The 23898-nt window shown below is 64.4% G+C and carries 19 protein-coding genes; 6 read left to right on the top strand and 13 right to left on the bottom strand.

The window, feature by feature from the left end:
* Positions 1–77: 77 nt before the first annotated feature.
* The 4 genes from HNP00_RS12035 (at position 78) to HNP00_RS12020 (ending at position 4719) form a co-directional block, all read left to right on the top strand.
* The gene (locus HNP00_RS12035; RefSeq protein WP_184739317.1) at positions 78–1217 is read left to right on the top strand and encodes a Gfo/Idh/MocA family protein; all 1140 of its coding nucleotides are present in this window, start codon (positions 78–80) and stop codon (positions 1215–1217) included.
* Positions 1218–1270: 53 nt separating this feature from the next.
* Positions 1271–2488 (top strand): family 1 glycosylhydrolase, encoded by a 1218-nt coding sequence (locus HNP00_RS12030; RefSeq protein WP_221451422.1) that lies wholly within the window; start codon positions 1271–1273, stop codon positions 2486–2488.
* Between the two features lie 750 nt (positions 2489–3238).
* Positions 3239–4018: an SDR family NAD(P)-dependent oxidoreductase gene (locus HNP00_RS12025; RefSeq protein WP_184739315.1), complete on the top strand. Its 780-nt coding sequence runs from the start codon at positions 3239–3241 to the stop codon at positions 4016–4018.
* 506 nt (positions 4019–4524) lie between these two features.
* The gene (locus HNP00_RS12020; RefSeq protein ID WP_184739313.1) at positions 4525–4719 is read left to right on the top strand and encodes a hypothetical protein; all 195 of its coding nucleotides are present in this window, start codon (positions 4525–4527) and stop codon (positions 4717–4719) included.
* A gap of 150 nt (positions 4720–4869) precedes the next feature.
* Here the strand turns inward: HNP00_RS12020 and HNP00_RS12015 are convergent, their stop codons facing one another.
* The 9 genes from HNP00_RS12015 to HNP00_RS11975 all read right to left on the bottom strand — a co-directional run bounded on the left by HNP00_RS12015 (position 4870) and on the right by HNP00_RS11975 (position 18119).
* Entirely contained in the window at positions 4870–5094 is a 225-nt protein-coding gene (locus tag HNP00_RS12015; protein ID WP_184739311.1) for a hypothetical protein, read from the bottom strand.
* 504 nt (positions 5095–5598) lie between these two features.
* Positions 5599–7893 carry an alpha-L-rhamnosidase gene (locus HNP00_RS12010; RefSeq protein WP_260404919.1) on the bottom strand — a complete coding sequence of 765 codons (2295 nt, stop codon included), beginning with the start codon at positions 7891–7893 and terminating at the stop codon, positions 5599–5601.
* Positions 7880–8476: a GDSL-type esterase/lipase family protein gene (locus HNP00_RS12005; protein WP_221451421.1), complete on the bottom strand. Its 597-nt coding sequence runs from the start codon at positions 8474–8476 to the stop codon at positions 7880–7882. Before HNP00_RS12005 ends, HNP00_RS12010 begins: the two co-directional genes overlap by 14 nt.
* Positions 8477–8654: 178 nt before the next feature.
* Entirely contained in the window at positions 8655–10976 is a 2322-nt protein-coding gene (locus HNP00_RS12000; RefSeq protein ID WP_184739307.1) for a glycoside hydrolase family 3 N-terminal domain-containing protein, read from the bottom strand.
* Positions 10969–11877: an alpha/beta hydrolase fold domain-containing protein gene (locus tag HNP00_RS11995; protein WP_184739305.1), complete on the bottom strand. Its 909-nt coding sequence runs from the start codon at positions 11875–11877 to the stop codon at positions 10969–10971. Before HNP00_RS11995 ends, HNP00_RS12000 begins: the two co-directional genes overlap by 8 nt.
* Positions 11874–12509 carry a GDSL-type esterase/lipase family protein gene (locus HNP00_RS11990; RefSeq protein WP_184739303.1) on the bottom strand — a complete coding sequence of 212 codons (636 nt, stop codon included), beginning with the start codon at positions 12507–12509 and terminating at the stop codon, positions 11874–11876. The genes HNP00_RS11995 and HNP00_RS11990 overlap by 4 nt, the downstream gene beginning before the upstream one ends.
* Positions 12509–14011: a glycoside hydrolase family 43 protein gene (locus tag HNP00_RS11985; RefSeq protein WP_184739301.1), complete on the bottom strand. Its 1503-nt coding sequence runs from the start codon at positions 14009–14011 to the stop codon at positions 12509–12511. The genes HNP00_RS11990 and HNP00_RS11985 overlap by 1 nt, the downstream gene beginning before the upstream one ends.
* Positions 14012–14013: 2 nt before the next feature.
* Positions 14014–16548, bottom strand: coding sequence for a glycoside hydrolase family 2 TIM barrel-domain containing protein (locus HNP00_RS11980; RefSeq protein ID WP_184739299.1), 2535 nt, complete (start codon positions 16546–16548; stop codon positions 14014–14016).
* A gap of 179 nt (positions 16549–16727) precedes the next feature.
* The gene (locus HNP00_RS11975) at positions 16728–18119 is read right to left on the bottom strand and encodes an MFS transporter (RefSeq protein ID WP_184739297.1); all 1392 of its coding nucleotides are present in this window, start codon (positions 18117–18119) and stop codon (positions 16728–16730) included.
* A 221-nt stretch (positions 18120–18340) separates the two neighbouring features.
* On the opposite strand from HNP00_RS11975, the gene HNP00_RS11970 reads away from it, so the two are divergent.
* Positions 18341–19333 carry a LacI family DNA-binding transcriptional regulator gene (locus HNP00_RS11970; RefSeq protein WP_184739295.1) on the top strand — a complete coding sequence of 331 codons (993 nt, stop codon included), beginning with the start codon at positions 18341–18343 and terminating at the stop codon, positions 19331–19333.
* Positions 19334–19385: 52 nt separating this feature from the next.
* Here HNP00_RS11970 and HNP00_RS11965 read toward each other — a convergent pair whose 3' ends face one another.
* A complete protein-coding gene (locus tag HNP00_RS11965) occupies positions 19386–20372 on the bottom strand; it encodes a DMT family transporter (protein ID WP_311770568.1) in 987 nt (328 codons plus the stop codon).
* A gap of 56 nt (positions 20373–20428) precedes the next feature.
* Between HNP00_RS11965 and HNP00_RS11960 the strand changes: the two genes are divergently transcribed.
* The gene (locus HNP00_RS11960; RefSeq protein ID WP_184739293.1) at positions 20429–21049 is read left to right on the top strand and encodes a TetR/AcrR family transcriptional regulator; all 621 of its coding nucleotides are present in this window, start codon (positions 20429–20431) and stop codon (positions 21047–21049) included.
* A 109-nt stretch (positions 21050–21158) separates the two neighbouring features.
* Here the strand turns inward: HNP00_RS11960 and HNP00_RS11955 are convergent, their stop codons facing one another.
* From HNP00_RS11955 to HNP00_RS11945, 3 genes are all read right to left on the bottom strand, one after another.
* A complete protein-coding gene (locus HNP00_RS11955) occupies positions 21159–21353 on the bottom strand; it encodes a ferredoxin (protein WP_184739291.1) in 195 nt (64 codons plus the stop codon).
* A gap of 46 nt (positions 21354–21399) precedes the next feature.
* Positions 21400–22620: a cytochrome P450 gene (locus tag HNP00_RS11950; protein WP_184739289.1), complete on the bottom strand. Its 1221-nt coding sequence runs from the start codon at positions 22618–22620 to the stop codon at positions 21400–21402.
* Between the two features lie 71 nt (positions 22621–22691).
* On the bottom strand, positions 22692–23897 hold the full coding sequence (locus tag HNP00_RS11945; RefSeq protein ID WP_184739287.1) for an NAD(P)/FAD-dependent oxidoreductase: 1206 nt from the start codon (positions 23895–23897) through the stop codon (positions 22692–22694).
* Position 23898: the final 1 nt, after the last annotated feature.

Here is a 23898-nt window from a genome sequence, read left to right as displayed (position 1 = left end):
CCGGCGGGCCGGCAGGCCCCAGTTCGCTTCAGGCCCGGTTCGCTACAGAAGATCCCAGAGTAAGGAGTAGTCCGAACATGGAGAAGCCCACACCCGACAGGAGGTTTCCGTCCGATCGGGGGAACCCACTGCAGGGCCTTCCTGCCGAGACTTCGATCCGGCAGGAAGGTCCTACGATAACCGGGCGCGAGGGGCCTGCCGCCGCTGATCCCCTCAGATGGGGACTCGTCGGTACCGGAGGAGTCGCCGACTTCTTCGCAGCGGATCTGCAGGCAGCAGAAAATGCACTGCCCGTCGCCGTGGCCTCCCGGGATGCTGGCCGGGCAGCTGCTTTCGCGGATATGCTCGGCATCCCCGCGCATTACGGCGACGCCGAGCACATGTTCGCCGATGACACCGTCGAACTGGTTTACATAGCGACCCCGCCGGCCACACACCATGCCCTGGCCCGCGCCGCCCTCAAGGCCGGTGAGCACGTCGTCGTCGAGAAGCCAATCGCGACGAACGCAGCCCAGGCCGGTGACCTGGTTGACGCCGCCAAACATGCCGGACTCTTCCTGATGGAAGCCATGTGGATGAAGTTTAGTCCGGTAGTCCAAGATCTCCTCCGGATAGTAGAAGACGGTGCCGTCGGAACGGTACAAAGCGTCAGGGCCTCCTTCGGGCTCCCGTTTCCGGCCGGGGTGGGCAGCCGGTGGAGTGCCGATCTCGGAGGCGGCGCCCTCTTCGATCAGGGCATTTACCCGTTCACCTTGGCTCGGATGCTGCTCGGAGAAGCAGCATCCTTCTCGGCATCCGGCATGTGGCACGCAAGCGGCGTGGATACGGCTGAGCGGGTGACCGTCGAGTACCCTCACGGCCGGTTTGCTCAACTGGCCAGCTCGATGGTCGAGTACATCGAACCGAGCGCCTCGGTGAACGGTACCGATGGATGGATCACGCTAGAGGCGCCGTTCTGGGCCACGAGGTCCATGACTGTTCACCGTGGAGGGATCGCCTCTGCTCTGATGGAGCCCGAACGTCTTGAGTACAAGGTCGAGGGAAACGGATACGTGCCCATGATCCGTGCCATCGGCAGGGCCGTGCGCGAGGGTCTTCTTGAGCACCCCGTTCATTCACACGCTGACATGCTGGCGATCACAGACATCCTTGAGCGCGTCCGAGCGAACCTTGAAGACACTAAATCAGATGGGCCCACACGCGTGGGCACCGCTTAGCGGAGCCACCGAGAGGCCCGAAGCGCCCCCCGCCACTCTAGAAAGGATGTCCTTTGTCCATTGCTCAATTCCCTCCGGGTTTCCTGTGGGGCGCCTCTAGTGCGCCGCACCAGATCGAGGGCAATAACGTAAACAGTGACTGGTGGATCTATGAGCAGCGATCCCCACATTTCTCGCACTCGGGCGATGCGGTGGACAGCTACCATCGATACGAGCAAGACATGCGTCTGCTGGCCGAAGCCGGACTGACGGCATACCGTTTCGGTGTTGAATGGTCGCGCATCGAGCCCCTGCCGGGCGAATTTTCCCTGGCGGAACTGGCGCACTACCGTCGCATGATCGACACTGCCATTTCGCTGGGGCTGACTCCCGTCGTTACTCTCCATCATTTTTCCAGCCCGCGCTGGTTCATCGAAGAAGGCGGCTGGCTGGGCGGTACCGCCATCGAGCGCTTCTCGGCCTACGTCACCCGTGCGTGCGACATTCTGGGCGGAGTTGAATGGGTCTGCACCATTAACGAACCGAACATGCTCGCGTTCATGATCCAGATGGGCGGAATGGTCAAAACCGATGCCGCGCCTGAGATGGACACGCCCACCATGCAGCGGGACGACGGCTTCGTGCTCCCGCGACCCTCGCTCCATACAGCCCAACGCTTGATCGAATCCCATCATGCCGTCCGTCAAGTGGTCAGCGACCGCACCGGCGCGAAAGTGGGCTGGACAATCGCCAATCTCGCGCTCAGCGCAACACCGGGCAATGAGGCCAAACTCATTGAGGAACGCCACGCTCGCGAAGACGTCTTCCTCGAGGGAGCCCGCGGTGACGACTTCCTCGGTGTCCAAGCCTATTCCACCCAGACAGTGGATGAGCAGGGACCCGTCCCTCATCCCCCACGCCCCGGCAACACGCAGGTGGGCACACCCTACCGCCCTGATGCCCTGGGCATCGCGGTACGCCACGCTTGGGCCGTTACGGGAGGCGTACCCATCCTCGTGACCGAAAACGGCATCGCAACTGCCGATGACAGCCGCCGCATCGCCTACATGTCCGAGGCCCTGGACCACCTCCGCTCGACGATCGAAGACGGTATTGACGTGCGCGGCTATCTCCACTGGAGCGCCATCGACAACTTCGAATGGGGCCACTGGGAACCGACCTTTGGCCTTATCGCCGTAGACCGCACCACGTTCGCACGTCACCCGAAACCGAGCCTGGCCTGGTTCGGAAACTTCGCACGTCAGAGAATCGCGGCCGCCGCCGGCCTTTAGCACTGATCCGAAACCGGATGAGCCGGCGGCTCTCAGAGGGCGGCAAAAGGATTCAGTCCTCGGGCACACCCAAGATCCACCTAGAGAGAAGCCCTAGCGGGCCACCGGACAGATCCACCATCAGCGGCCCAGGTGCCTCTCCAGCTCAGCCAGAAAGGACACCTTTTGCAGCGAAACTCGCTTGGGTTGTTTCGGCCTTGGATGGAGAGAACGATGAAAATGAGGCGCACGGCCTGCGAACCGCATCTGTGAACTCCCTCCGGCTACCCCGCTACTCATCAACAGCGGAATGCCGCGCAGGCCCAAGTACGCTGACGGGATTCGTCAACGTTGCGATTGATACCGAGAGACCGCAGAGGGAGCCGATGCCGAGTACTTTGGCCCGCTTTCGGGGTACAAAAGGCGAGCTTAAGGAGGAGCTGACCGAAGATAATAGGCATCTAAACGTTCGCGGCTACCGCACGCGGGCAGGAGTTCTTGCCCGAAGATCCAAGAGCAAGTGAAGCCAGGGACGTGAGCAGCAGCCTGCACCGGAGCTACATAGCCCTTGGCCGAAGGAGTCGCCGGGTCCGGAGCGCCGGATTCTGACACCCCATATTAGAACAAATCACAGAAGAGCGGACGGCACGCGAGACAGCCACCAGTGTAAAGAGGAGCTTTTTCAAGCGTCTCCCTGGCGGTACCCGCCGCTGGCCGGCACGGCAGTTACGTGCTGGCATCATCTCCACCAACGTCTGGAAGGACATCATCATGCCTAACGAATCATCATGGCAGGAAGCCGTTATCAACGACCGTTTTGCCGGGAAGACCGTCATCGTCACGGGGGCAGGCTCGGGCATCGGCCAGGCGACGGCCCTGCGCGTCGCGAAGGAGGGCGGCCGGGTCATTGCCGCCGACATCAGCAAGGAGCGCCTGGACGCCTTGGTGGAGGAAAACGGCGGCCTGGACCTGGTGCCCGTGGCCGGCGACATCTCGACCGAGGAGACCGTTGCCGCCGTCGTCGTCGCCGCTGGCGGTCGCGTGGACGCCCTGGCCAACATCGCCGGCATCATGGATAACTTCGCCCCGATCCACGAGGTGGACGACGCCATGTGGGAGCGCGTTTTCCGGATCAACGTCACGGCCCTCATGCGCCTGACCCGGGCCGTGGTGCCGCTGATGCTGGAGGCGGGCGCGGGTTCGGTGGTCAACGTCGCCTCCGAGGCCGGGCTGCGCGGCTCCGCAGCGGGCGCCACCTACACGGCGTCGAAGCACGCCGTCGTCGGCCTGACGAAGAACTCGGCCGTGATGTACGGGCCGAAAGGGTTGCGCTTCAATGCAGTCGCCCCCGGACCCACCATCACCAACATCGAGGCCACGTGGGGATCCCAGCTGGCAGCCGAACGCCTCGGTCCGCTGATGCAGGCCACCGTCCCCACCCCCGCGACGGCCGCGCAGTTGGCAGCGTCCATCACCTTCCTGCTCAGCGACGACGGCACCAACGTCAACGGCGCCATCCTCGCGTCCGATGGCGGCTGGTCGGCGCTGTAGCGGTATGGGCAGGCCCTGCTGATCAGGGCGGGGTCTGCCCGCGAGGCGTTCCTCGAGTGCCCGCCTCGGCTGCGAGGTTTGTATTTGTAGGATAGTCGCCTTAGGAACCTCTCCTCGGGTCGACGGCACCTGGGTTTGCAGGCTTGCCTCGTCGAATCTCGATCTCCACCGATACGTTCGTAGTTTCGCTTCTGGGCGTTTCACGGCAACGAGGCGTGCATACCGCTGTGTAAGAGTTCCGAAACGAGTTCTCCAGGTTTTTTCACCCGGTTGCGTCAGACTGCTCCTCCTTGGGACGAGCGCGCGAATATCGGCGACGAGCCGGGCCATCGCAGCTGCGCGGCACTCCCGAAGCCAGGTTCAGCGGCGTCCCTGTAGTTACGGGTCCGGGGACCTGGCCGGAGGCAGCGTTGGCGGCAAAGGACGTTTGGAAGGAGGGCGTGCTGGTCACGAGATTCCGCGTCGACGCGAAACGCGGCCTCTTATACGTGAGTAGAGTTCAAAGGGTGAATGAGGTAATTCCTGCCCGCGCCTCTGACCTTGGCCAGAAGGGTCGGAACTGGATTTCGGCACTCGGGGACATCGACCTCAAACTGACCGATTTGCGCGTCCGACCCGGCCAAGCGATGCGGGACGTAACCCTCGCCTGGCGGAGTGCGTTTACGCCATCCGACGCCGGTAATCCAGAGCACCGCGTTTGAACCTCAGGGTCGACCCAGCGGTCCAGGTGCTCCCCATTCCACTTGATTGTCGGGCATTCTGGTACTGAGCAGGCTGCGCGAAACAAGACCCGAGCGCAGGCCCCGCCCGAGCCGATGCCGAATGCGATGACGGCAGCTGCGCCCATCGCTCTACTGCTTTTGCGCACTTTCGGGCGTTGAACTGGCAGTGGCCTCGAGCGGGTGGCGAAGCCAGGAACTCCAGGTGAGCTGGGCTTGCAGGGCGATTCCGGATTGGGGTGCGATAACGCCGAAGCCGCGGGTGCTTCCGGGCAAGCCCCGTTCGTCTATTTCTGGTTCGCTGGCATCAGCCAAGAGCTTCTGCGGTATCTCGTGCTGATCCACATCAGTCGACATGGGATCAAGTGTTTTCGCCCATGGCCAGTCCCCCTTGCCAGGCAGCAGCCGGGCGTTTCACGCCAACCTTGAATCCCGCTTATTCAGACTTGCAACCAACAGCGATGCCGATTCTCTTCGAATCGACATGTCTACTGGCCACAACAGGACCGATGTGGGGACTAATTACCAAATCGCGCGTTCGTGGGTTGTGCCGTATGGGATTTCTTGGCTCAGGCAGGCCGTAAAGGTTTGGGGTCCGCTACGCGTTACGAGAATTCCGCATTTGAGGGTCTTAGCTTTAGCCGACAGGGTTTGGACGGCCTCCTCGATGGAACTGTCCATTTCTGAACGTTCACGGATATGCAGTGTGATGGTGTCAGGGATTCTGGAGGTCATGCCTCTTTCCTTTCGTTTGCGACGGTCTTGATTGTTGTGGATTGCTTTTCGGCGCTTCGCCGTTACGGGTGGGGCGGGCAGGGCGTAGAGAGTGTGCGGCCGAGCTCGGCCGCACACTCTCGCTCGTCAGCCGACGTGCGCGTCCTCGAACTCGTGCTTTCCAGGCCCGAGCACGCGCTCCGGAGCACCGGGCAGGCGCAGCAGGCCCTCGGTCCCTTGTGCGACCTCGAGCTGCACGCGCAGTCGACTGTCCTCCAGTGACCAGCTGATGCCTGACACACCATACGGAGTACGGATGTCAGCACTTGCGGAGGTGAGCCCGGTGCCGGGCTGAGGCGCGAACAGGACGCGACGATAGCCGGGCTCGAGGGGACTGATGCCTGCGATGACGCGGTGCATCCAGTCGCCGACGGAACCAAACGCGTAGTGGTTGAAACTGGTCATCTCGCCAGGGTTCACGCGGCCGTCGGGAAGCAGGGCGTCCCACCTCTCCCACACCGTCGTCGCCCCCATGCTCACCTGGTAGAGCCAAGACGGGCACTGCTTCTGCGTGATCAGCCGGTACGCGGTCTCCACATGCCCGGTGCCGCTGAGGGCGTGCAAGACGAACGGGGTCCCAATGAACCCGGTGGCGATGACGTACCCGCCGTCGGCGATCAGCTCCGCGAGCCGGTCACCCGCCGCCTGCGCAAGGTCGCCGGTTACGAGGCCGAAGGCGATCGCGACGGCGTACACGGTGGGTGCGTCGGAGCGGATGCGCCCGTCAGACCCCACGTACGTGTCGAGGAAGCCCGAGCGGATGCGCTCCGCAACCGCTCGGCGGCGCGCGGCCTCCTCGTCGTCGCCTAGGACACGGGAAATCCGGGCTGCCAGGTCGGCCGTCTTATACATGCAGGCCGTCGCGACGACCTCACGGTCAGCCCGTGCGTTACGCGGGTCCTCGGGTGGCGCGGCAGGGTCAAGCCAGTCGCCGAGTTGATAGCCTGCAGTCAGCGTGCCGTTCTCCTCGATCGCACCCTCGATGATGTCGAAGTAGCTTGCAATCGACTCGCGCTGCTGCTCGAGTGCCCGCACGTCACCGTACTGCTCCCATAGCGCCCACGGAATCCAGACGGCGCCGTCCTGCCACATCGCCATCGGCGCAGGCTTGATCTCGACCCCCTCCGGGGGAGCCTGGAACATCGACGGCTCGTACTTGAGGGTATTGGGCACGGTGAGTGGCACCTGCCCACCCTGGATGCGCTGTTCGACGTTCAGATCCAGGAGCCAGTCCCGGAGGAACGCGTCGATGTCGTAAAGGAACGCTGCAGTCGGAGCGAACGCCGCGAGGTCACCGAGATAGCCCATGCGCTCATCCCGCTGAGGGCAGTCTGTCGGTAGATCAAGGAAGTTGCCGCGCATCCCCCACACCACGTTCTCGTGCAGCTTCACCAAGTCCGGGTCGGAACACGCGAAGTGCCCGATCCGCTCCAGCTCAGAGCCTACGACCACCGCGCGAATGCCATCGATCGCTTCCTCGTCGGTGCCCGGCCAGCCCTGCAAGCGCGCGTAGCGGAACCCATGGTACGTGAACGTCGGTTCGAAGTCGTCGTCGCCGCCGGAGAAGACGAAGCGATCGGCCGCCTTGGCGGATCGCAGGGGCCGCAGGGCGAGATCTCCGTTCTCCAGCACCTCGGCATGATGGACGACGAGCTCCTCGCCGGACTCCCCCGTCACCTGGATGCGCAACCAGCCCACAAGGTTCTGGCCGAAGTCCAGAAGCAGTTCACCCGACGCCGTGCGCCCGACGACGGCCGGCGCAAGCTCCTCCTGGCGCCGCACCGGCGGACCGACGTACGGCTCGAGGATGGATGGGTCGAACTCGACCACGCGAACCGGCCCGAAGTTGTTGTCCTCGGCGAGGTGAGCGTTCTGCGGGAGCAACAGTCGCGCGTCGATGGTCTCGCCGTCGTAGAGGTCATCCGCGAGGATAGCGCTAGGCGCGGACTCCCAGGTGCCGTCGGTGATGATCGTCTGGCGGTGCCCGTCGGAGTAGGCGAGCACGAGTTCCGCGGCGGCCGCCTTGTCCGGACCGTACACGCCTTCCAGGCCCAGCCACCCCAGACGTCCGCGATACCAGCCGTTGCCGACGGCGAGCACGATCGTCGTCGTCGGCTCGATCAGGTCAATGACGTCCCAAGCGGCGAAGCGGAGGCGCTGCTCGTAACTGGTCCAGCCCGGCGTCAGCACATCGGCAGATGCTGGCACGCCGTTGAATCGGGCCTCGACGATGCCCAGCGCGGTGATGCGCAACACGGCCGCCGTCACCTCACCGTGGCCGGGTTCGAGCTGGAAGGACGTGCGCAGGATTGGCGCGGAGGGGTGGTCGGCAGTGATCATCTGCGCCGTCCATGGCGACGACAGCGAGCTAGGCTGGGGCATTCGTGCTCCTTTGTTTTGCATCGGCTTTGGGAGTGGCGGGAGGGCGGTTGATTTCCGTCGCAGGCGACGGGACGGAGGGGGCGAAGGCTTCCACGAGCGGTCGGATCGCCGACGTCCACGCCGCATAGCCGCTGCCGTTGAGGTGGACCGAGTCGTGGGTGAACTCCGAGATGAGCGCGCCCTCTCGGTCGGCTAGCACGGGCCAGAGATCGACGTACTTGACCCTCGGTGCCCGTGCCTCTGCCAGGCTGCGGAGCTCGCCGTTGAGGCGGACGAGCTCGTCGCGATAGCGCAGCCCTCGCGGAGTAACGCTCTGGAGGTAGACCGTGCAGCCAGGCGCGCGCTGAATGATCGTGTCGACGATCCGCCGCACCTCTTCAACTGTCTGGACCTGTGGCACGCCTCGCGTGAGGTCGTTCGTTCCGGCCAAGAGGAAGACTGCGACTGGCGACGCAATGGAGCTCGCAAGGCGACGGCGAATGTCCGCGGTCGTCTCGCCTCCGATCCCTCGGTTGACGGCTCGGACAGTGGGGAACCACGCATCCCACAGACCTTGTTCGATCATGCTCGCGCCGAGGAACACAACCGAGCCTTCTGGTATCGGAACTGCCTCGAACTGAGATGTGCGCGCGACTCGGGCGGGCCTCGTAGCACGTTCGAAGGTCCGGAACGCGGCCGCGTCCATATATCGCCGAACAACGGACCTGCTGGTGAGGTTCTTATGGCTCATCGCGGCTCTGCTCCATTTTCCGGGGCTTTCCTCATGCAGTCACCTCGAGCATCGTTGCCAATTCGGCGGCTGAGCTGCCTCCTACCCAGATGTCGAGAGTCGTCGCGTCCTGCACGAAGCCCCCCGTCACTGCGCTCCAGTACCGTAGCTGGTCCGGCCCGATCTCGAAGCTCACAGTCCCCGTCTCGCCTGCCGCCAGCGTCACTCGCTCGAACCCCTTGAGTTCGCGGACGGGGCGGGACGAGGTGCCGTAGCGCTGGTGGATGTAAAGCTGGACGACTTCGTCTGCCTCTCGGTCGGAAGTGTTGGTTACGTCCACAGATACCGTCACCGTCTCACCGACCGGGATCGCGGAACGCTCGAGCCGCACGTTCGAGTAATCGAACCGGGCATATGACAGGCCATGACCGAACGGGTAGAGCGGTGTGCTCTGCTCATCGAAGTACCGGACACCTTGGTCCTCCGGTGCGAAGGTCCGGTAGTGCGAGTACACCAAGGGAACCTGTCCCACATGACGCGGCCAGGTGAACGGGAGTCGCCCTGCCGGAGATGCGTCTCCAAGCAGGATGGACGCGACGGCGTCCCCGCCGCGAGTGCCCGGGTACCAGGCCTGGACGATGGCAGGAACATGTTCATCCGCCCAGCGCAGGTCGAGGGGGCGGCCGGACATCACGACGAGCACCACCGGGGTACCGGTGGCCCACACCCGTTGGAGTTGCTCCAGCTGGCGGCCCGGCAGCTCAAGAGTGGAGGCGGAAGCCTTTTCGCCGATCTGGTTCTGCCGCTGCCCGACGACGACGACAGCGACGTCGGAAGCTGCCGCCAGCTCGACGGCCCGGTCGATCTCGGCGTCGTCGTCGTAATCGACGCGGGTCGCGGAAACGGTGGTGTCCATCTGATCGAACGGCGACGGGAAGATCCGCTCCTGGATCCCGGCACCCGGGGCGTGATCCACCCTGGCGGCGTCTCCAAGCCGTGCTCGTAGGCCGTCCAGGATCGTGACCGTCTCTCTGGTGTCGTGAGCGAAGACCCAGGGGCCGAGGGTGTCGCGCTTGCTGTCCGCCAACTGCCCGATCACCGCAACGGAGCGCAGGGAGTCAGGTGCCAACGGCAGCGCTCCGCCCTCGTTCTTCAGGAGCACGATCGCTTGCTCGGCTGCGGTTCGCGCTAGCTCGCGATGCCCGGCAGAGCCGAGTGTCGCTGCCTCGGTGTCTTCGTCGGCGAAAGGGTTCTCGAAGAGACCGAGACGGAACTTGGCAGTGAGCACACGACGGACCGCCTCGTCGATCGTTCGCTCACTTACCTTCCCCTCGGCGACAGCCTGCGGCAGTCGCTCGAAGGCCGGATCGAACATGCACATCTCCATGTCCAGCCCCGCCGTCACCGCGCGCGCCGCCGCGTCGGTCAGGTCTTTGGCGAAGTGCTGGGTCTCCAGCGACCGAACGGCGTTGGCGTCCGAGACCACGAAGCCGTCAAAGCCCAACGCGTCGCGTAGCACGTCAGTGAGGAGCCAGCGATTGCCTGATGCCGGAACCCCGTTGAGGTCCATGTAGGCGCTCATGATATTCCCCGCCCCGGCCTCAATGGCCGATCGGAAGGGCGGAAGGTACACATTCCACAACTCGGAATCGGAAACGTCCGCTTCGTCGTAGTCGCGGCCTCCCCGCGCAGCGCCGTAGCCTGCGAGGTGCTTCGGGCCGGCGAGGACGCGGTCTGCCCCGAGATCACCCTGGAATCCGCGTACTTGCGCGGCCGCGACGGCTGAGCCCAGCACCGGGTCCTCGCCAGCGCCCTCGATAATGCGGCCCCACCGAGGATCGCGTGCAATGTCGACCATGGGGGCGAAGGTCCAGTGAATGCCGACGGCGCGCGCCTCCCGTGCGGCAGCCGCTTGCGCGTTTTCGATGGTCTCCATGGACCAGCTCGCGGCAAGTGCGATTGGCACAGGGAAGACCGTACGCAGGCCATGGATCACGTCGAACCCGAAAAGCAGGGGAATCCCGTGACGGCTCTGGTCTACTGCGAGGCGCTGCAGGCGGTTCGTCGTGGCGGCGTCTTTTACGAACAATACCGATCCAGCGGTTCCCCGGGCCACGGCAGCCTCGACCATCTTCGGCTGCTCGGCGTATGAACGGTGCTCAGGGGGAAGCGACTCGATGTCGAAGTCGTCAGGCACTTCCCCCCCACCCAAGAAGAAGAACTGGGTCAGTTGCCCTGCCTTCTCCTGAAGAGTGAGTCGCGAAAGCAGATCAGCGACGCGTTCTTCAACGGGCAGTGCAGCATCGCGGTACGGCAGATCAGCGACGAGTTCTTCAATCGGCAGGGTAACTTCGCCGGAGGGCAGATTAGTCATGATTTCCTTCAAGCTCTGTATGGAGGGTTTTGGTGGCGAAAGGCGTGAAAGTCAGCCAACGTGCAATCCGTCGCAGGCTTCGCTGCGCTCCGGAGGTATCCGGTTGATCGAGGTGACCATGGGTAGTGTCGGGCTCCCGGATGACAGTCGTGTCGACACCGGCTGCCGCGAGCTCGCTTGCGAACAACTCCCCGGAGGCCCTCAGGCTGTCCACGTCAGCGTTCACGATGAACGTGCGCGGAAGTCCGCCGAGATCGTGCCCTCCAGGGAAGGCATAAGGGTGATCGAGGAGTGCAGCGTCGCCGACATAGTTCAGGTTGATCAGCGACACGGTCTCCGGTGAGAAGCGGGCTTGGACCGGCAACGTGTCGTACTTGGCCTGCAGTTCGACGCTCATGGACGGGAGTTCCTTATGCAGCAACGGGTAGGCGAGAACCAACGCGTGCGGTGCGACGCCGCCGGAGTCCCGCAATCGCATCGCCGCGCCAACTGCGAGGTTTCCGCCCGCGCTCGCACCACCGATCGCCCAGCACTCGGCGCCAAAGCCCTCCTCGAGCTGGGTCGCCCAAATGAAAGCGGACGCTACCTCCTCCGAGGCAACGGGGAAGTGCCAACCGGTAGGGTTTGGCCCGACGTGCGGAGCCATCCAGTCCGGAGTGGGTGCGAGTCGGTAGTCAACCGTCACGACCGTGACTCCTGTGTGCGCGATCTCGCGGGCGACCCAGTCGGATTCCGCCATGTCGAGGGTGCCCCCGATGAACGCACCTCCGTGCAGCCAGACCAGCCCGCAGCGCGGCACGAAATGGCTCGGACGATAGGTGCGAACCGGGATGACCCCGTGCGGCCCGGCGATGGACCCTTGGTCAACGGTCACATTGGTGGTCTCGTCGATCGGAATCATTTAGCTTCCTCCTCGGTGGAATTCTGCACCGGCGTGTCCAAAGCCAGGTATGGCCCGAGCGTGTTGACCCAGGCGCGGTACCCGAGGCCCCGCAGGTGTAGTCCGTCATTTGTGCACTCCGTGCGCAATCCGCCTTGATGATCGGCCAGCACTGGCCAGAGGTCGACGTACTCTGCGCCGGCGCTCAGCGCGATGCGTCGGTAGTGCTCATTCAGCGCCAGCACGCGGTCCGCGAAGTTCGGCTTGCGCGGCATCACGCTGTTGATCAGCAGCAAAGTGCGGGGAGCGAGCGCTGTGACCTGCGCGACGAGGCGCTCCATCTGTCCTGCGATATCCTGCACGCGACCACCTCCACCCAAGTCATTGGTGCCGATCAGAAGTGAGACCAGGTCGGGATCGTTGATAGCGCTTTCCAGTCGATCAAGGACGCCGCCGACGGTATCCCCGCCGATCCCACGGTTCAACGTCTTGCGGTCCGGAAACCACTCGTTCCAGTTGCCTTGTTCAGTGATGCTGTCACCGAGGAACAGCACCCCGCCCGGAGCGGGGGCAAGGAGTTCGAATTGAGAACGCCTGGCCTCCTTCTGCGAATTAATCAAACGCCGGAACGGCGCCATCAGCACCTTCTGCATCAGCCATCCTCTCTCTCGGGATGCGCCCCAGTGGAGTAGCGCACGGTACGCAGGACGATCTGGCCGGCCAGAGCTTCGATTCCGAGCACCCGACCGGTGAAGCCGCCCGCGACTTCCGTGGAGACATAGCGTCCGTCGAAGTTGCCGAAGTTGAGTTTAAACCCGTCGTCGCCGATCACGGCCAATTCGATGAGATCCGGCTCGTCAGGTCCGACGTGGAGTCCACTTTCGGGGACACGTGCGGCGATCCGCAATGTAGGGACAGTTTCGTGCTGCATGGGCACGCGACCGACCGCGTGGACAACCGGGCCAATCATGAGGGTTGCCTCTACGGCTTCGCCGTCGTAGGTGAGTCCATATCCGTGATTATCGTCGATCCGAAGAACGAACCTGCCCGAGCCATCTGTTGCGTCGAACTGCGTCTCGGCGCTCCACTCAACGTCGGGCACCCTGGTCGCGAGCATCGACCTCCCTACTCCCCCGGCATCCGCGTCTATCACGAGTCCTGAGTCGCTGTGGGGCCGGGTGAATGAGGTTGGAAACTGCCCTACGCCCAGCCAACGCTGATCGAGCGTCGCGGCGTCAAATCGGTCCATGAACGAACGGTCCGCGGTCTCGACGGCGAAACGGCCTTCGTCGATGACAGGCCATCCGTCGACCCAGTCGATTCCGACGAGGAAGGTCTCGCGACCGTTGACGTGGAATCCGGGCGTCTGACCGCGCGGCCTCACGCCGAGGTGGACGGCCGCCCAGCTACCGTCGACCAGCTCGATCAGGTCGGCGTGTCCGACATTCTGCACCGAACCGGCGGTGCTGCGGTGGGTAAGGATGGGGTTCCCGGGTGCGGCTTCGAACGGTCCAGCGAGTGAGCGGGCACGTGCGATCGTGGCGGTGTGACCGCGCTCCGTGCCACCTTCCGCGAGAAGCAAGTACCACCATCCGTTGATCTGGTAGAGGTGCGGCCCCTCGGCATGGGCCAGGCCGGTCCCCTGCCACAGCAGCTCCGGTTCACTCAGGAGAGCGCCGGTCAGTGGGTCGATAGGGGCGCTTGCGATCCCGCGGAGATCGGGCGAGAACGCCGCCCAAGTGAGGTGACAAACGCCTTCATCGTCCCACATGAGGTCAGGATCTATGCCTATCGTTCCGGCGACATGGACAGGATCCGACCACGGCCCGGATGGGTTGTCCGCGCTGATGATGAAATGCCCAAGACCGAGTCCCAGCTCGAGAACGTTCGTTCCGACGATCCAGAACTTTCCGCCATGGTGGCGGATCGTCGGAGCGTAGATCCCGCCGCTCGCGGCGCCCGCGTGTTCGGCGATCTGACCCGTTCGCGTGAGGGCGTTCCCGATCGTGGTCCACGTGGTCAGATCGGTGCTTGAGTGAATGGGAAGTCCGGGAAGGTACTCGAAGCTGGAGTTCACGACATAGTAGGTGTCGCCTGCGCGGCAGATGGACGGGTCCGGGTAGAAGCCCGGGATGATTGGTTGCGATGCTTTCATAGTCAGACCCCCTCCCCTAGGAGAACAGGTGTGTTGACAGTGGAATCGATGCCCAGCGGACGCAACGTAGTCGCGTCCACGTCGTAGAGTTCGGGAGATTCAGCGCGCAGTTCCACTGTGCTCGGCTCGACGCCGCCTGCCGACACCGACACCGAGATAGGCCCCGGTCCGGTCGGGCGCACGATAACGAGAGCACGGCCGTCGAAGGTCGAGTGGGTGGCAGTGTCGAAGCGCTCTAACTGGTCGGGACGCCCGCTGCCCACAGCCTGAAGAACTCCCGGCCCATCGATCGTGACAGAAATAGAGCGATCCGCCGTGTGCGCGAGGTTGCCTTCCGCGTCGCGAAGCGCCACCGGAATGTAGGCGAGGTCGGAGTCGTCGGCTGAGATCATGGAACGTTCCGCCTCCGCGTCGAGCCGCAGCGGACCCGTGGCCGATTGCAGCGCCGTTCGAGCCTGCTCCTCACCTTTCACGTAGGCGACGGCGAGCAATTCGCCTGGTTCAACGTCGACTTCGAACATCGCCTTGAATCCGTGTTCCGGGCCAGCGGGCTGCCGCCCGAGGAGGCGCCCGTTGAGTACCAACTCGACCTCGTCGGCGTCGCTGTAAACCTCGACGGAGGTTCGGGTGCCGTTGGCGGCATCCCAGCTCCAGCCCGAAACGGTATCCGACCACGACCACTGGCCTGCGAAGGACGGCTTCCCAAACGTCTCGGGCCGCTGGACAGCGATGTACGGCTTGTGCCGCAGTCCGAAGACCGTCTCGCGGTAGTAGGAGATGGGGCGCCGGTGCCCAGTGATATCGATGTCGCCAGTCCAAGCGGTTAACCATGGGAACCCAGCCTGGAAAGAGGGAATTCCGCCATCGCCGTCGAGATAGGTGATGCGGCCGGCTCCTGCCTCGCCGAGGTAGTCCCACCCTGTCCAAGTGAAATCGCCGAGGACATGGGAGTGCTCCTCCACCAAACGCCAATTGACGTTGATGTGCGAAGGGAAGGTCTCGGTGCCGACGATGATTCGGTTCGGGAACAGTTCCTTGTCCAGCGCGTACCGGGCGTCGCCGTAGTTCATGCCCGCAACGTCGAGCACTGAGAACGCTTCGGCCGTCTTCTCGGTGACCTGGGGAGACGCGCTGACCTGGTTCATGAAGTCGCCCATGTTCATCGCCCCGTTCACGCCTTGGTCCTCGGCGGCCGCTGCAGCCGAGGCGTTCTGCTGCATGAGTTCAGCGACTTCGTTGATCGCGGCGACGAAACCGTTGATGCCGTTGGTCACATACCGGGTGGGGTCAAGCTCGCGTATCTTCTCGGCCATCTTGCGGCCCCACTGCGCGGCGAGGCCGTTGCCGGTCTCCGGATTCTCGTTCCCGATCGAATACATGATGACCGAAGGATGGTTGAAGTCCTTCGCGACCATCGCCTCGACATCCCGCTCCCACCACTCGGGGAAGGCAAGAGAATAATCGTTCGTCGATTTCGACACCGTCCAAACGTCGAAGGTCTCGTCCATCACGAGCATCCCGTGCCGGTCGCACGCGTCGAGCATGGCCTGGCTGATCGGGTTGTGCGCGCTGCGGACGGCGTTAAACCCAGCGTCCTTCAGGATTCGCACACGGCGCTCCTCTGCCCTGCCGATCGCGGCGGCGCCGAGCAGACCGTTGTCGTGGTGGATGCACGCACCGCGCAGCTTGACGGATCGGCCGTTGAGGCGAAGCCCGTGTACTGGGTCGAGGCGGAGCGTTCGGATGCCGAAGGTCGTCCGAGTTTCGTCAACGACAGCTGCGACGTCGTCGACTGAGGTGTGCGCCATGTAGAGCGCCGGGATTTCCGTATCCCAAAGTTGAGATTCCTTCACGTAGAGACGTTGGCGGACGGCCGCCGTCTCGCCTGAGCGGAGCGTGACCGGTGCCGCGTCTGAGGCGACTGGGATGCCGTCGGGATCGCGCAGCTCAGTACGGATGGTGACGGTTTTCGTCTCGAGGCTCTCGTTGTGCAAGGAGGTGGCGACTTCGACGACGGCGCGTTCGCCGTCGACGTCCGGCGTCGTGATCCGCACGCCGTTCGGCGTGATGTGGACCAGTTCCGTCACGATGAGCCTCGTGTCCCGGTAGAGCCCTGCGCCGGTGTACCAACGCGAATCCTGGTGTGCGCGAACCTCGACGCGGACCGTGTTTGGTTCGCCGTACTTCAGGTATGGGTCGAGGGGGACGAAGAAAGTCGAGTATCCATTGGGACGCTGGGCGGCGAAGACGTCATTCACGAAGACGACAGCGTCACGATATGCGCCCTGGAACTCCAAGGTGACCCGTTTGCCACGGTACTCCCCGGGCACGTCGAAGGTCTTGGCATACTCGAAGGCAGCGCTCGGGAAGTAGCCTGTGTGCGCGCCCTCGCCCTGCTCCGCCGACCGTTCGAGCGCAAAAAGAGCATCGTGCGGGAGCGTGACGGTCTCATGGGCCTGAGCTGCGCCCTGAAGGGCCGCGTAAATGCTGGTCTTGGGCCCCACCGTCCAGCCGTCATTAAACGAGCGGGTGGTCATGGATTCTCCTTGCTATGGATCCTGCCCCGCCTCCTCAGCCAGTCGCCGACCAAGTCGTTTACTCTCCGAAGTAGGGGGCCGCACGGATTTTCTGCTTGCGGTTGGTGTAATGGTGAAGCGGGGCCGACGTTCCGGCCGGTGGAGCGAACGTCGCGCCGGCCCCGGGTTGCAGACTTCCGTCAGCGCAGCACTTGGGTGCTGGCGGTCTGAAGCTGCGCGCGCTTGCCGATACTGATCGGGATGATCGCGAGGGCGCCCGCGACGGCGAAGACACCGCCGATGGCGTAAACCCAGCCGTACTCACCGCCGAAGACAGCGAGGATGATGCCCGCGAAGAATGGTCCGATCGCCTGTGGGATAGCCGAGCCCAGGCCGAAGATCGCCAGATAGCGGCCGTTCTGGTCCTCCTGATGAGGAATCACATCGAGCGCAAGGGCCTGATCCACGGCGCCGTACACCCCGATGGAGAGAGAGCTCAGCAGGTTGGCGACGATGTACATCGGAAGGCTCGACGCGGTCGCGATTAGCACCATTGCGACCGCCAGCAGGAGAGCGCTGACGATCAGGAACGGCTTGCGGGACCGGAGCTTGTCCGAGAGCCAGCCGGATCCGACCGCGCCTACGATCCCGCAGACAACCCCGCCAAGGCCCAGTGTCGCGGACAGGGCGCCGATCTCAGCGGCACTCATGCCGAGCCGGGCGCTGAGCAGATAGACCGTGTAGAGGCTGAGGAAGGACAGTGCCACGAACACGAACGCGCGGCTGAGCCACACCCATCCCAGGTTAGGGTACTTGCGAGGATTGAAGTAGAAGCCCCTCAGGAGCGCCTTCACATCGAACTCCCGGGCGGGCCCGGTGAACTTCTGGTCCTTGGCCAGCACCACGAACAGCAACCCGCCAAGGAACGCGAGTCCGCCCGGCACAAGGAACATCGCGACCGGCATCGTGGTGAACGCCGCCGCGAGCGCGAAACCGAAGATCGGGGCGATGTTCGTAAGAGCACCGTTGATGCCCATCACCTTTCCGCGCTGCGACTCGGGCAGTCGGTCGCCAAAGTATGCGGTGATCATCGACGCCGATACCGAGTAACCGACGAACGCGATGCACCAACCAACGATGATCGCGGTTACGGAGGGCGCGACGCCGACGAAGACCGCGCCGACAATGCTGACGACGGAGCCCGCGAGCATCCACGGACGACGACGACCGAATCTCGACTTCGTGCGGTCGCTCAGCATGCCGACCAATGGGTTGAACAGGACGACGACGAGGCCTGGAATGCCGATCGCCAGGGGCAGCATGGCGTCCTTCACCGCAGGATCGATCTGGGCGATGCGCACGGCGAGTGAATACGAGATCGGGGCGATGAACGCCACGAACAGCGTGAAGGTCGTGATGAAGATCGGGAGCAGTTGGCGGACGGTCATCCGCGCCAATTTGGGCTCAGCGAGGCTTTCGCTGATCTCGGCGGCGCCGGCGGCCAGAATCACGGGCTGCCCTGTCGGGACTTCTTCCGCCAAGTAAGCGGCGGGAACGGTACCCCGCGTGGTGGGGTCTTTGATGGATGGCATGAAAACTCCGTTGTTTTGATCGCGGGTGGTCATAGGCGCCGCGGGTGCTAACCGCAACGCTAGTTTCACGTGACACTAAATCGAGTATGAGGCAAGTTCTTCAACATCGCAAGTACCCGTATTTGCTTAGGTTTTTGGTGTCGGATGGAGGACGCAGTCGAAAGTATCTCGTGTTACTAGCTTGACTGGTCTGTTCAGCGGCGACGTGCGACAATCGGTGGGTGTCCACTACCCAAGAGCTTGCGCGGCCAGCGACCAGCACAGACGTCGCCAAGCTCGCGGGTGTCTCGCGGGGGACGGTCAGCCGCATCCTGAATGGGGACGACGGGGCATTCCCCGAGGCGACCCGACTGCGCGTGTTCGATGCCGCCACCAAACTGAATTACCGGCCTTCCGGAGCCGCGAGGTCGCTCCGGAAGGGCCAGAGCGACACCATCGTGGTCCTTGCTCCGGACACCCGATTCGGAAGTCACCTCCAGGACTCGGTCGACGAGGTTGCTGCGCAGACGCGACCCTTCGGCGGGAACGTCGTGGTCCGTGTCGCGAGCGCGACGTCGCAAGTAACGATCGACGCGCTCCTGCGGCTGCGCCCCTTCGTCGTCCTCAACTTCGGCGTGCTCACCACGACGGACGCGGCCGTCCTCACCCACCGCGGGATCATCGTGGTGCCCAGTGTCACCGACTCCACCGTCGTCGCGAGTGATCCCGGCATCGGCAGGCTCCACGCCGAGACCCTGCGGCGCAACGGCGAACGACCTATCTGGTACGCCGAGACAACTGACGACCGGCCTGAACCCTTCAGCCGGGAACGCCTCGGCGCGCTGCAGGCGTATTGTGCCGAGAAGGACCTTGAGCCACCTCACACGGTCCAGGTCAGGCTCGACCTCGAAGGTGGCAAACGTGCGATCGGCCAGATGTTCGCCCGCCGAGACCACGCGTTGGCCGCCTGTTACAACGACGAAGTCGCCCTGACCCTGCTTGCTGGAGCACGTGAACTCGGGATTGCCGTCCCCGGCGAACTTGCGGTGATCGGAGTGGATGACACCGTCGCTGGTCAGCTTTGGTCCCCGCGCTTGACGACAGTACACGTGAACATGCGCAACTTCATCGCCACACTCATTGCCGAACTCCGCGAACAATTGGAAGGCAGCGCGGCGGAGCCAAATGATCCCTTGCCGAGTATGTTCACTCTCATCGAAGGCGAGACAGCCTAGTTCGACCGTGCGCCGGAAGTCCGGGTCGGGGTCAAGGACCGTCGTCGGAGAGTCATGCGAGGGGCCCACGCGCACCGGCCCGCGCCGGTTCGCCCGCCGCGGTAATGGGCGTTGCTGAAGCGTTGGCCCGGGCGGCGGCAGGCTGCGAGCGGGCCTCGCTGACCAAGACCAGGGACACTCCGGCGGCGCAAGCAGCGAACCCGGCGCCCGTCGCCAGGGTGAAGGGCTCCGCGAACATCAGTGTTCCGGCGACCGCGGTGGCCGGAGCGACGAGGAAGAGCAGCGCGTTGAGGGTCGTGACGCCTACGCGCCGCAGGAGCCACCAGTAGAGGCCGTACCCGACGACGGTGGGAATCAAAGCGGCGAAGGAAACGACCGCCCAGAACTCCGCGGCAGCCGGCGGCACGAAAGTGTTCGTCGACACCGCGACCAGTATGAGCGCGAACGCGGTTACCGATACCTGGACCGTCAGCGTGGTCAGCACCGGCAGCCGGGAAGGTGCCCGTCGATCGATAAACGTTCCGACGATAAGGCACACCATGGCGAGCACCGGGAACACATAGGCCGTGACACCCGAGACGACCATGGCCGATTGGGAGCCGACGACGAGAAGTACGCCGGCCGCGCCGATCAGCAATCCGAGCCACTGCGACCATCGGACGTGCAGGCCCAGTATCGGCCCGACAAGGGTGGCGACGAGGATCGGCTGGACCGCATCAATGAGCGCCGTGGTGCCGCTGGCGACTCCCATCACAATCGCGGCGTACACGGAGACGCAGTATCCTAACTGCCCGAGAAGCCCGATCGCGGACTGCCGCCGAAGGTCGGCAAACGAGACGCTGCGAAGATCGCCTCTCGCCCACGAAATCACGAGCAGGGCCAAGGCGAGCGGAACGAACCGCCACACCAGCAGCGTCAGGATGGAGGCGTCGAAGGTGCCGATTTTGGCCACCAGGAACCCCGAACTCCAAGCCAGGACGAAGGCCGTCGAGGCGAGCATTAGGCCCGTCTTCCGAAGTACACCGATCTGTATAGTCACCCTTCGACTATACAGACTTGTAAACCATCATCTATACAGGGCTGTAAAGTAGCGTTATGCAGATTCACGTTCCGGACCTGGCTACCTTGACGCCGCGGGCCCAGCGCATCCTCGACGTCGCTTCGACTTTGTTCTACGAACGCGGCATTCACGCCGTCGGCGTGGACACCATCGCAGAGGCCGCCGGTGTGACGAAGAGGACCCTTTACGACCGTTTCGGCTCGAAGGAGTCGCTCGTGGTGGCCTACCTCAGGCAACGTGAGGAAAAGTGGCGCAAGGTCCTCAATGAGCACCTGGACAAGGCCCCTCAACCCGGTGTGGACCGGGTACTCAGCGTGTTCGACGCTGCCGCCTTGTGGTACCGGGTGCACGGATCGAAGGGCTGTAGCGCTATAAACGCGCGCGCCGAGACCGCTCCCGAGGCCGATGGGCACTTCGTCTTTCCCGAAGTCTCCGGCCAAAAGGCCTGGATGCTGAATCTGTTCACCGACCTCTGCGCCCAGTGCGGCTGTCCGGATCCGACCGCGACAGGCCGAACCATGATGCTGCTCTTCGAGGGCGCCCTCGTCACCCTTGGAATGAGGACCTTCGCCTGGCCGGTGGAAGAAGCCCGGACCGCGGCGCGAGCCATCCTGATCGCAAGTATTCAGCAGAACAATGAAGGGTTGCGGTCATAGAGCCCAGTGTCTCATCACGAAAAAGGTCGCTCTCCATGCAGCCCAGAGCCCCGATCACGAAAGGCCTGATCGAGGCTCGTTGAACAGCTTGACCGGCGGTCGGGTTGCGTCAGCTTTGGATCCGGATCGCGAGGACCGGGCAGACAGCGGCGGCCTGGCGTACCTCGGCCTCGCGCTCCGGGCTTGGTTCCGCGTCCAGCAGCACGGCGATACCATCCTCGTCTCGCTGATCGAAAACCGAGTCGGCGGCCGTGACGCACTGGCCCGAGGCGACGCACTTGTCCTGGTCGAGGGTAATTTTCATGTTTTTCTCCTTCTCAAGATCGTTGGACTGGGGGTGGGGCGGGCGGTTACCAGGTGACGGGCAGCTCGTACACGCCATACACCGCGCCGTCGTGCTTGAAGGGCACCTGGTCAATCGTGGTGGCGAGGGCGAGGGTGGGCACCCGGCGGAAGAGCGTGCTGTAGGCGACCTGGAGCTCCATGCGGGCCAGGGGCTGGCCGAGGCACTGGTGCACGCCGAAGCCGAATGCGACGTGGTGGCGGGCGTCGCGTTCGAGGTCGAGGCTGGCGGGCTCGGGGAACGCCAACGGGTCGCGGTTGCCGAGGTCCGTCGCTATGATCACGCCGTCGCCGGCCTTGATCGTCTCCCCGGCGATCTCGATGTCCTCGGTGGCAACGCGCTTGCGCCCGTCGTGGGTGATGGTCAGGTAGCGCAGCAGCTCCTCGACCGCCGAGGAGACGAATGCCGGGTCTCCGCTATCGCGGAGGTGGGCGAGCTGTTCAGGGTGCTCAAGCAGCGCGAGCGTGCCCAGCGCGATCATGTTCGCGGTCGTCTCGTGGCCGGCAATCAGCAGCAGCACGCCCATCTGGGCGGCGTCGTCGGCGGTGAGGTCACCGGCGTCGACGCGGCGGGCGAGATCGGTGAAGACATCCTCGCCCGGCTGCTCGAGCTTGAGCGTCAGCAGCCCGTGCAGGTAGCCCATGAGGGCGCCCATCGCTGCGCCCCGGTCTTCGGCGCTGACGCCGCGCTTGACGAAGATCTTGCTGTTGGCCTGGAAGAAATCGTGGTCCGAGTACGGTACCCCGAGCAGCTCGCAGATCACCAGCGAGGGCACGGGCAGTGCGAACGCCTCGACGAGGTCAACCGGCTTCGGCCCGGCGAGCATTTCGTCGAGCATGTCGTCGACGATCTTCTGCACCCCCGGCCGCATGGCCTCGATGCGCTTGATCATGAACGGCGCGGTGACCATGCGGCGCAGCCGGGCGTGCTCGGGGTCGTCCATGAGGATGAAACTGAGCGGCGAGCGGCCGCCCTCCCCTCGGGGTGCCGGGCTCGGGTAGCCGGGGTTGCGGATGTCGGAGCTGATGCGCGGGTCCGATAGGAGAGTCCGCTGCTCGGCGTAGCGGGTGACGAGCCAGGGCGTGCTGCCGTCCCAGAGTTCAACGCGCGCCAGGGCGTGTTCTTGCTGTGCGTTTAGTCCGGCGGGCGGCGGGTCGAAAGGGCACCGCGCCTCCCGCTTGAGCGGGAGAGTGCCGATCACGGTAGTCGTGCTGTCGGGGGTGGACATGGGTACCTCCTTGTAGGCCGGGCGGGGGTAACCGCCCAGCGGTCTGTTGGATAGGGCTGGTGGAGAAGCAGTCAGCGCAGGGCAGGTACGCTTGCGGCCATCTGTTCAGCGAGCTCCTGGCGACGCACACGCGTCTGCTTAGGTATGCCCCAGCCGAGCACGCCGACCAGCCGGTCGTCGTCGTGGGCGAGTGCCACGAAGCGCCCGTCGGCGGGGTCGCCGTCAACGACCTCGGTGCGTGCCCCCGGCGGTATGGCGCCGTACATCTGGATCTTGACGCCGTATTGGTCCGTCCAGAAGAACGGCACCGGCAGGTACGGCTCACCGTCGCCGAGCACGTCGCGGGCGACGGCGATCGCCTGCTCGGTCGCGTTGGTGCGGTTCTCAAGCCGGATCGTCCCACCAAGGCCGAGGTGTTCCCACCGGGCGACGTCGCCCACGGCCCATACGCCGTCGGCTGCCCGGCAGCGCGAGTCGCAGAGCACGCCGTCGTCGAGCTCGAGCCCGCTGCCGATCAGCCAGTCGGTCGCGGGCTCCGACCCGATAGCGACTATTACTTCGTCGGCCGGCAGCACCTCGCCTGAGTCGAGCACGACGCCGGTCACCCGGCCACCCCGGCCGCTCTCACCAATCAGCGATCGGACATGGTGTCCGCCGACGAGGTTGACCCCGGCCGCGCGGTGGACGGCAGCTAGTTCGCTGGCGCCTAGATCGCCCAGCTGACCTCCCATGGGCTGCTCTGCGGATCCGACGAGGGAAACGGAAAGTCCGAGGCCGCGGGCAGTCGCCGCCACTTCCGAGCCGAGCACTCCGTTGCCTACTACAACGAGCCTTCGACCGGGGCGCAATCCGGCCCGCAACCGCCGGGCATCGTCGACGCTGCGTAGGACGTGCGCTCCGGTGAAGGCCTCCTGCCCGGCGAGGCGACGAGGGCGGACACCGGTCGCGATCACGACGGAGTCGGCCGAGACGACGCGGCCGGTGTTTGTTTTCACCCGGCGCTGTGCGACGTCGAGGTGGGTGGCCCGCTCGCCGAGCACGAAGTCGGCGTCGAGTTCAGACAACGCCTCCGGCGGCCGGAGCGCGATGCGAGCATCGTTCCACGCACCCGAGAGGAATTGCTTTGACAGGGGCGGCCTGTCGTAGGGAGGGTGCAGTTCCGCGTCGATCAGCGTGAGACGACCGCGATGACCGCCGCGGCGCAGGGCCTCGGCCGTCGACAAGCCCGCGGCAGAGGCGCCGACGACGAGGACGTCCTGGCCAAGGTGGTTAGTCATT

This window comes from Arthrobacter sp. AZCC_0090 (assembly GCF_014207375.1).
Classification (GTDB): Bacteria; Actinomycetota; Actinomycetes; order Actinomycetales; family Micrococcaceae; genus Arthrobacter.
The sequence above is the reverse complement of the archived record's forward strand: the minus strand, read 5'-3'. Positions and strand labels throughout refer to the sequence as shown.